The sequence below is a fragment of the Frigidibacter sp. MR17.14 genome (assembly GCF_037095735.1).
In the GTDB taxonomy this organism is placed as follows: Bacteria; Pseudomonadota; Alphaproteobacteria; order Rhodobacterales; family Rhodobacteraceae; genus Frigidibacter.
Window position 1 is genome coordinate 996,459 of sequence record NZ_JBAWKD010000001.1, and the last position, 7,971, is coordinate 1,004,429.

A 7,971-nucleotide genomic window follows, 5' to 3' on the forward strand; every position below is an offset into this window, starting at 1 on the left:
GACAGGACCAGATGAGCCGTTTCGACAGTTTCGTGATCTTCGCAGAGATGCGCACCGGCTCCAACCTGCTGGAGGCCAGCCTGAACGCCGTGCAGGGGCTGACCTGCCACGGCGAGGCCTTCAATCCGAAGTTCCCGGGCTACCCCGACCGCAAGGAGCTGTTGGGCGTCAGCCTGGACGACCGCGTCGCCGATCCCTGGCGGCTGCTGGCGCGGATGCGGGCGGCGGACGGGCTGAACGGCTTCCGCTTCTTCCACGACCACGAGCCGCGTCTGGTGGACGAGCTGATCGCCGACCGCCGCTGCGCCAAGGTGGTGCTGACCCGCAACCCGGCGGAAAGCTTCGTCAGCCTGCAGATCGCCCGGCAGACCGGCCAGTGGAAGCTGCGCGACGCCAAGCACCTGAAGACCGGCCAGATCGACTTCGACGCGGCCGAGTTCGAAGATCACCTCGACCAGCTGCAGGCCTTCCAGCTGCGCATCCAGCACGGGCTGCAGATCACCGGCCAGACCGCCTTCTGGGTCGATTACGAGGATCTGCAGGACGTGGCCGTGCTAGACGGCCTCGTCCGCTTCCTCGGGATCGAGGCGGGGGTCGAAAAGCTGGCCGACGGGCTCGTGAAGCAGAACCCAGAGCCGATGGAGGCCAAGGTCGCCAATTTCCCGGCGATGGAGCGGGCGATGGCGCGGCTCGACCGGTTCAACCTGTCGCGGACCCCGAACTTCGAACCGCGGCGGGGGCCGGGGGTGCCGCAGTTCGTGGCCGCGACCGGGGCGCCGCTGCTCTACATGCCGATCAAGGGCGGGCCGGTGCGGGCGGTCAGCGACTGGCTGGCGGGCTTCGGCGGGCTGCAGGGCGGCTTCACCCAGAAGACCCTGCGCCAATGGCAGAAAGAGCATCCGGGCCACCGCAGCTTCACCGTCCTCAGCCACCCCGTCGCCCGCGCCCATGCCGCCTTCTGCGAGCATGTGCTGACCGGCGACTATGCCGAGATCCGCGAGCAGTTGATCCGCCATTACAAGCTGCCGCTGCCACCGGTGGCCGGGGTGGGCGAGATGACGCTGGACGAGCACCGCGCCGCCTTCCTCGCCTTCGTGCGCTTCCTGAAGGCGAACCTCGCCGGGCAGACCGCGATCCGCATCGACGGCACCTGGGCCAGCCAGACCGCCGTGCTGCAGGGGCAGGCGCAGTTCTGCTTCCCCGACCTCGTGGCGCGCGACGAGACGCTGGCGCAGGATCTCGCGATGATCGCCGAGCGCGTGGGGCTGCCCGCGGCGCCCCGCTTCCGCGCGACACCGCCCGAGCGGCCCTTCGCGCTGGCCGAGGTCGTCACGCCCGAGATCGAGGCCGCGGTGGCTGAGGCCTATCAGCGCGACTATCAGGGTTTCGGCTTCGCCGAGCGCTACGCGCCGCGCGTGGCGGCGCTGTAGCCAAGTTCAGGCCCACGCGCGGGGCCTGTCGCGACAGGGGGATCAGTAACTCCGGCGCCGGATGCGCAGGATCAGGTCCTGGGGGCCTGTCGTCCTGCAGGGCCCGGCCGGTCAGGCAGCCTGGGTCCCGCGCACTTCGGTCAGCAGCGCATGCAGCGTCGCGGTGTCCGAATTCGCGCGCAGCTTGGCGCAGACGGCCGCGTCGCGCATCGTGCGCGACACCAGCGCCAGCGCTTTCAGGTGATCGACGCCAGAGCTTTTCGGCGCGAGCAGCGCGAAGATCAGGTCGACCGGCTGGCGGTCGACGGCATCGAAGTCCATCGGCTTTTCCAGCTTGAAGAAGATGCCCACCACGCGGTCGAGCCCGTGCAGCCGCGCATGGGGCAGGGCCACGCCGTGGCCCACGCCGGTCGGGCCGAGGCTCTCGCGTTCCTGCAGCGCATCGACCGTGTCCGAGGCGTTCAGCCCGTAGATGGCCTGGGCGATGTCGCCCAGGTCCTGAAACAGACGCTTCTTGGACGTGACGTGGCTCACGGCCTTGACGGCCCCGGGATTCAGCAGCGTTGCGAGTTCCATGTGACCTTGCTGTTCCACGCCCGTCCTGAGGCGCGCTCCTAGTTCGCGGCAGCCGGTTCGATCCAGCCGAAGTTCCCGTCGTCGCGACGATGCACGACGTTCACCCGCCCGCTCTTCTCGTTACGGAACACCAGAAGCGGTGCCGCGCTCAGTTCCATCTGCATCACCGCCTCGCCGACCGAGAGCGTGGGGACCTTGGTCTCCGTCTCGGCGATGATGATCGGTGCCAGACCGTCGGCTTCTGCCTCGTCGCTTTCGTCGCTTGCGGCGAGGATATACGAAGCGGCCCCGTCGAATTCAACAGGGGTCTGGCGCGAGCGTCCGTGGTCCTTGAGCCGGCGCTTGTAGCGGCGGAGCTGCTTGTCCATCTTCTCGCGGCAGGCCTCGAAGGCGGCATAGACTTCGGGCGACTTGCCGGTCGAGGCTGCGGTCAGGCCGGTCGACAGGTGCACCGTCGCCTCGCAGTGATACTCGTACGCCGCCTTCGAGAAGACGACGGTGGCGTCCGTGGGACGTCCCGCATACTTCTCCAACGTCTCGCCAAGTTCGGATTTGACGTGGATCTGCAGGGCATCGCCCACGTCCATCCCCTTGCCGCTGATCTGATAGCGCATGGCTCCTCCTTCTGTCTTGCGTCTTCGGAAAGGCTAGGTCGCCGTCCGTTTAGACGCGGTTAGTGACTGCTCCGAAATCGGCCGGGAAGAAGCGGTGGGGAACCGCTTCCGGACGCGCCGGAGACCGGGCGCGACCCCCGGAAGAGGAAGCGAAACTCGGGGCCTTTGCCCCATTTGGCTCCCAAATCCGGGCGTCTGTCAACGCCTTCCATCGACGTGGGGCGCGAGGGTGCGGGCGACAAGGGCGCGCGTGCCTGTCGGCGACTTCGTGCCGCCGAAGTGACCCGGCTTGAGCCGGAGCGAGCCGGTTCCGGGGCGGAAACAGTCTGCGCAAACCATCAGGAAAACGCGGCCGGACCGGCCGGCGCGCGCGCCGTCAGATCGGGGCGCCTGCCGTCAGATCGAGAAGCTCTGGCCGAGGTAGACACGGCGCACGTTCTCGTCGGCCACCACCTCGTCGGCGGTGCCGCTCATCAGCACCGCGCCGTCATGCAGGATATAGGCCCGGTCGACGATGCCCAGCGTCTCGCGCACGTTGTGGTCGGTGATCAGCACGCCGATCCCGCGCGACTTCAGGCCATGGACCAGCGTGCGGATGTCGTCGACCGCGATCGGGTCGACCCCGGCGAAGGGTTCGTCCAGCAGCAGGTATTTCGGATCGGCCGCAAGGCAGCGCGCGATCTCGACCCGCCGCCGCTCGCCCCCCGACAGCGCCAGCGCCGGCGAGCGGCGCAGATGCGTGACCGAGAATTCCGACAGCAGCTCTTCCAGCCGCTCGCGCCGCTTGTGGCTGTCGGCCACCGTCAGCTCGAGCACGGCCAGGATGTTGTCCTCGACGGTCAGGCCGCGGAAGATCGAGACTTCCTGCGGCAGATAGCCGATCCCCAGCCGCGCGCGGCGGTACATCGGCAGCCCGGTCACGTCGCGCCCGTCGATCGTCACCCGGCCGCTGTCGGGGGTGATCAGGCCGGCGATGTTGTAAAAGCAGGTGGTCTTGCCCGAGCCGTTCGGGCCCAGAAGCGCCACGACCTCTCCCTGGCGCAGGTCCATCGACACGTCGCGGATCACCACGCGCTTGCGGTAGCTCTTGCGCAGCGACAGGACGCGCAGCCCGTCGGCGACGGCGGCTTCGGTCGGGACCTCGGGCAGGCTCATCAGTTGCCGCCCTCTTTCGGCTGGCTCTGGAAGACCGAGCGCACCCGGCCGCCCGACATCAGCCCGGTGCCGGTGTCGAGATCGACGGTCAGCTTCTGCCCGGTGATCGAGTTCGGCCCCTGGGTCAGCAGCACGTCGGTGGTCATCACCACCTCGCCGGTCTCGGGGTGATAGACCGCCTCGCGGCCCTCGGCGGCCTCGGTCGGCGTGGTCAGGACCACCCCGTCATAGGCGTTGATCCGGTCGATCTGGCTGATCGCCTTGCCCTCGGCATCGCGCAGGTAGGTGACCACCGCGCGCGGCGCGGTCATCCGCATCGTGCCCTGGATGACGACGACATTGCCGGTGAAGGTGGCGGTGCCCGCGGTCTGGTCGACCGACAGCGAATCCGAGGTCACCTCGACCGGCTCGCCGGGATCCTGCTTCAGGCCCGACATGGTGACGGGGGTGCCGCCCTGCGTGTCCTGCGCGAGTGCCGGGCCGGCCAGCAGAAGCGCGAAGGCGAGGGTGCCGGACATCGCGAACTTGCCGATCATTGGCCGCTGTCTCCTTGCTGGTCACTCACGGGCGCGGGGGGCTGAGAGGCCGCCCCTTCAGGGGTGCCGCCGGTATCGTCCCGCTTCGGCTGATATACAAGGGTCACTCCGCCGGCGAAGTCCAGCATCTGCGCGTCCTGCGGACCGTAGAGATGCATCGAGCCGCCGGTCAGATGCCCGAAAGGCGCATCGCCTTCGACATGACCCGGCGAGACCGCCTCGCCGGTGCCCAGTGTCACGTCGATCTTCTGGCTGCGCAGCTGCATCCCGTCCGAGGTGGTGACCACGACATTGCCGTCGAGATACAGCCGGTCCTCGGTCTGTTCCATCCGGCCGTGATCGGCGATCACGTCGGTGGTCTTGCCATCCTTGCCCTGCATCACCGCCTTGACCTCTTCGCCCAGCGTCCGCCCCGGCGTGCCGATCTCGGGGCGCGCGGTGCGGGCGGTGAAGGTCAGGGTCGAGCCGTTGTCGGTCAGCGTCGAATAGCGCGGCGCGGTCACCCGCTGTTCGCGCGTCAGCTCGTCGACGTCCACATCGGCGTAGGGAAGCGCATCCTCGGGCGAGATCTTCTTCGACACCAGAAACAGCGTCGACAGCAGGACCAGCGCCGCCAGCGGCAGCACCAGTTTCAGAAGTGCCACGATCCGCGAATAGGCGTTGTCGTAGCTGCGCGACATCTCAGGCCACCCCGGCCCTGAGGCAGTCGTGGATGTGCAGGATGCCCAGCGGGCGGCCGTCGCCGCCCGGTTCGACCGCGAAGAGCGAGGTGATCTTGAACTCGTTCATCACCTTCACCGCCGCCTCGGCGAGCGCGCCGGGGGCGATGGTGCGCGGGTTGCGGGTCATCACCTCGGCGGCGCTGTGCGACAGAAGCCCGTCGAGATGGCGCCGCAGGTCGCCGTCGGTGACGACGCCGGTCAGCCGCCCGGTCGCGTCGGTGACGCCCACCGCGCCGAAGCCGCTCTGGCTCATGGTGATCAGCACCTCGCCCATCGGCTGGCTTTCGGGCACGAGCGGCATCTCGTGATGCATCAGGTCCGCCACCCGGCTCAGCCGCGCGCCCAGCTTGCCGCCGGGGTGATAGGTGCGGAAATCCTCGGGCGTGAACTGGCGGTGCTCCATCAGCGCCACGGCCAGCGCGTCGCCCAGCGCGAGCGTCATCGTGGTCGAGGTGGTCGGCACCACGCCGGTGCCGCAGGCCTCTTCGGCCTTGGGCAGCAGCAGCGCCACATCCGACTGGCGCAGAAGGGTCGACCCCTCGCGCGAGGCGACGCCGATCAGCGGGATCGCGAAGCGGCGGGTATGGGCGATGATGTCGGCCAGTTCCGGCGTCTCGCCCGAGTTCGACAGCACCAGCGCCACGTCGTCGGGCGTGACCATGCCAAGATCGCCATGGCTCGCCTCGGCCGGGTGGACGAACTGCGCGGGTGTGCCGGTCGAGGCGAGCGTCGCCGCGATCTTGCGCCCGACATGGCCCGACTTGCCCATGCCCGAGACGACGACGCGGCCGCGCGCCTTCAGGATCAGCCGCAGTGCCGCGGCAAAGCTTTCGTCAAGGCTTTCGCCCAGAAGGTCCAGCGCGCGCGCCTCGATCCCGATCACCCGGCGGGCGGTCGCAAGGAAGGTATCGCTGTCATCGGTGGTGGCGGTGGGCGACATGGGGCGCGGCTCAGTGATGGAAGATGTCGTTGGGCTCGTCCCAGCCCATGAGGTCGAGCTTGGAACGGGTCGGCAGGAAATCGAAGCACGACTGCGCGAGCGGCAGGCGGCCTTCGCGGATCAGCCGCAGCTCGAGCTCGGCCTTCAGCCGGTGCAGGTAGAGCACGTCCGAGGCCGCGTATTCCTTCTGCGCCTCGGTCAGCGCGACCGCGCCCCAGTCCGAGGTCTGCTGCTGCTTCGAAACGTCGACGCCGACCAGTTCCGCCAGCAGGTATTTCAGCCCGTGACGGTCCGTGAAGGTGCGGATCATCCGCGAGGCGATCTTGGTGCACCAGACCGGGGCGGTGGTGACGCCGAAGGCATTGTAGAGCGCCGCGATGTCGAAGCGCCCGAAGTGGAACAGCTTCAGCACGTTCGGATCGGCCAGCATCCGTTCCAGGTTCGGGGCAGAGGTCTGGCCCTTGGCGATCTGCACCAGATGCGCATCGCCATCGCCGGACGACATCTGAACGAGGCAGAGCCGGTCGCGGCGCGGGTCGAGGCCCATCGTCTCGGTGTCGATGGCCACGACCGGGCCGAGGTCCAGCCCGTCGGGCAGGTCGTTCTGGTAAAGATGGATGGCCAAGATCAGGTCCCGCTGGTGTTGCGCGTCCATATAGTCACCGCCGCGGGCGGATGCCAACCGGCAGGCGGAATTGCACTCGGAGGCGAACGGGGCCATGGTCGCGCCGCTTGTCGCCGCCCCCTCCCGAAGGATCCTTCCCGTGCAGACCCAGACCGATGTCGCAGCCCTTCTCGACGATCCCCGCCTGCAGGCCGCCTTCGCGGCGCTCGACGCCGGGCATGACCGCTTCGTCGAGGAAATCGTCGAGCTGACCGAGATCCCGGCCCCGCCCTTCAAGGAAGCGGTGCGCGCCGCCGCCTACCTTCAGAAGTTCCGCGCGCTGGGGCTCGAGGACTGCGGCATCGACGCCGAGGGCAATGTCACCGGCCTGCGCCGCGGTCGTGGCAACGGCGGGCTGATCGTCGCCGCGGCACATCTCGACACCGTGTTCCCCGAGGGCACCGACGTGACCGTGCGCCGCGAGGGCACCAAGCTGTTCGCGCCCGGCGTCGGCGACGACACCCGCGGCCTTGCCACCCTGCTGGCCTTCATCCGCGCGCTGGATGCGGCGGGCATCGAGACCACGCAGGACATCCTCTTCGTCGGCGACGTCGGCGAGGAAGGGAAGGGTGACCTGCGCGGCATCCGCCATCTGTTCACGGCGGGGGCCTACAAGGACCGGATCGAGGGCTTCTTCAGCTTCGACGGCATCCATACCGCGGACCTCGTGACCACCTCGGTCGGCTCGCTGCGTCACCGGGTGACCTTCCGCGGCCCGGGCGGGCACAGCCTGAACGCCTTCGGCACCGCGAACCCGGGCTATGCCTTGGGCGCCTTCCTGTCGGGCATGGCCGCGATCGAGGTGCCGGCCGTGCCGCTGACCACCTATTCGGCGGCGACCTTCGGCGGCGGCACCTCGATCAACGCGATCCCGGAAGAGGCCTTCGTCGAGATCGACCTGCGCTCGGTCTCGCCCGAGGAACTGGCGAAGCTGGACGCGGCGGTGCACGGGCTGGCCGAGGCGGCGGCGGCGGCCGAGACGGCGCGGGCGAAGACCGGGGCGGTGACCGTCGCGTTCCGCGCGCTGGGCAACCGCCCTGCGGGGGCGACCGATCCGGCGGCACGGCTGCTGGTCACCGCCGAGGCGGCGATCCGGGCGCTGGGCTTCGAGGTGACGCACAAGGCCTCGTCGACCGACGCGAACATCCCGATGAGCCTTGGCATCCCGGCGGTGACGGTGGGCACCGGCGGCGATGGCGGGCGGGCGCACAGTCTCGAGGAATGGATCGACGTGGCCGAGGGGCCGAGCCTCAAGGGACAGAAGGCTGGCTTCCTGGCGCTGGTCGGCGTGGCGGGCTTGGTCGCTTAAGGTAAACAGAGTCGGGGGGGCTGCG

9 protein-coding genes are annotated in these 7,971 nt (G+C 69.0%); 2 read left to right on the forward strand and 7 right to left on the reverse strand.

The window, feature by feature from the left end; translation table 11 throughout:
- The first annotated feature begins 11 nt into the window (after positions 1-11).
- Positions 12-1,430 (forward strand): sulfotransferase family 2 domain-containing protein, encoded by a 1,419-nt coding sequence (locus V8J36_RS04685; protein ID WP_336466078.1) that lies wholly within the window; start codon positions 12-14, stop codon positions 1,428-1,430.
- A gap of 111 nt (positions 1,431-1,541) precedes the next feature.
- Here V8J36_RS04685 and V8J36_RS04690 read toward each other — a convergent pair whose 3' ends face one another.
- The 7 genes from V8J36_RS04690 to V8J36_RS04720 form a co-directional block, all read right to left on the reverse strand.
- Entirely contained in the window at positions 1,542-2,006 is a 465-nt protein-coding gene (locus V8J36_RS04690; RefSeq protein ID WP_336466079.1) for a PTS sugar transporter subunit IIA, read from the reverse strand.
- Between the two features lie 38 nt (positions 2,007-2,044).
- The gene (gene hpf, locus V8J36_RS04695) at positions 2,045-2,620 is read right to left on the reverse strand and encodes a ribosome hibernation-promoting factor, HPF/YfiA family (RefSeq protein ID WP_336466080.1); all 576 of its coding nucleotides are present in this window, start codon (positions 2,618-2,620) and stop codon (positions 2,045-2,047) included.
- 396 nt (positions 2,621-3,016) lie between these two features.
- Positions 3,017-3,775 (reverse strand): LPS export ABC transporter ATP-binding protein, encoded by a 759-nt coding sequence (lptB, locus tag V8J36_RS04700; RefSeq protein ID WP_336466081.1) that lies wholly within the window; start codon positions 3,773-3,775, stop codon positions 3,017-3,019.
- Positions 3,775-4,311, reverse strand: a complete 537-nt coding sequence (locus V8J36_RS04705) for an LptA/OstA family protein (RefSeq protein ID WP_336466082.1) — start codon at positions 4,309-4,311, stop codon at positions 3,775-3,777. Before V8J36_RS04705 ends, lptB begins: the two co-directional genes overlap by 1 nt.
- On the reverse strand, positions 4,308-4,991 hold the full coding sequence (gene lptC / locus V8J36_RS04710) for an LPS export ABC transporter periplasmic protein LptC (RefSeq protein ID WP_336466083.1): 684 nt from the start codon (positions 4,989-4,991) through the stop codon (positions 4,308-4,310). The genes V8J36_RS04705 and lptC overlap by 4 nt, the downstream gene beginning before the upstream one ends.
- 1 nt (position 4,992) lies before the next feature.
- Positions 4,993-5,973 (reverse strand): KpsF/GutQ family sugar-phosphate isomerase, encoded by a 981-nt coding sequence (locus V8J36_RS04715; protein WP_336466084.1) that lies wholly within the window; start codon positions 5,971-5,973, stop codon positions 4,993-4,995.
- A 10-nt stretch (positions 5,974-5,983) separates the two neighbouring features.
- A complete protein-coding gene (locus V8J36_RS04720) occupies positions 5,984-6,598 on the reverse strand; it encodes a ribonuclease D (protein ID WP_336466085.1) in 615 nt (204 codons plus the stop codon).
- 139 nt (positions 6,599-6,737) lie between these two features.
- On the opposite strand from V8J36_RS04720, the gene V8J36_RS04725 reads away from it, so the two are divergent.
- On the forward strand, positions 6,738-7,946 hold the full coding sequence (locus tag V8J36_RS04725; protein WP_336466086.1) for a M20/M25/M40 family metallo-hydrolase: 1,209 nt from the start codon (positions 6,738-6,740) through the stop codon (positions 7,944-7,946).
- Positions 7,947-7,971: the final 25 nt, after the last annotated feature.

Coding starts and splice junctions, on each gene's coding strand:
- V8J36_RS04685 (WP_336466078.1), top strand. CDS start 12: ATGAGCCGTTTCGACAGTTTCGTGATCTTCGCAGAGATGCGCACCGGC.
- V8J36_RS04690 (WP_336466079.1), bottom strand. CDS start 2,006: ATGGAACTCGCAACGCTGCTGAATCCCGGGGCCGTCAAGGCCGTGAGC.
- hpf (WP_336466080.1), bottom strand. CDS start 2,620: ATGCGCTATCAGATCAGCGGCAAGGGGATGGACGTGGGCGATGCCCTG.
- lptB (WP_336466081.1), bottom strand. CDS start 3,775: ATGAGCCTGCCCGAGGTCCCGACCGAAGCCGCCGTCGCCGACGGGCTG.
- V8J36_RS04705 (WP_336466082.1), bottom strand. CDS start 4,311: ATGATCGGCAAGTTCGCGATGTCCGGCACCCTCGCCTTCGCGCTTCTG.
- lptC (WP_336466083.1), bottom strand. CDS start 4,991: ATGTCGCGCAGCTACGACAACGCCTATTCGCGGATCGTGGCACTTCTG.
- V8J36_RS04715 (WP_336466084.1), bottom strand. CDS start 5,973: ATGTCGCCCACCGCCACCACCGATGACAGCGATACCTTCCTTGCGACC.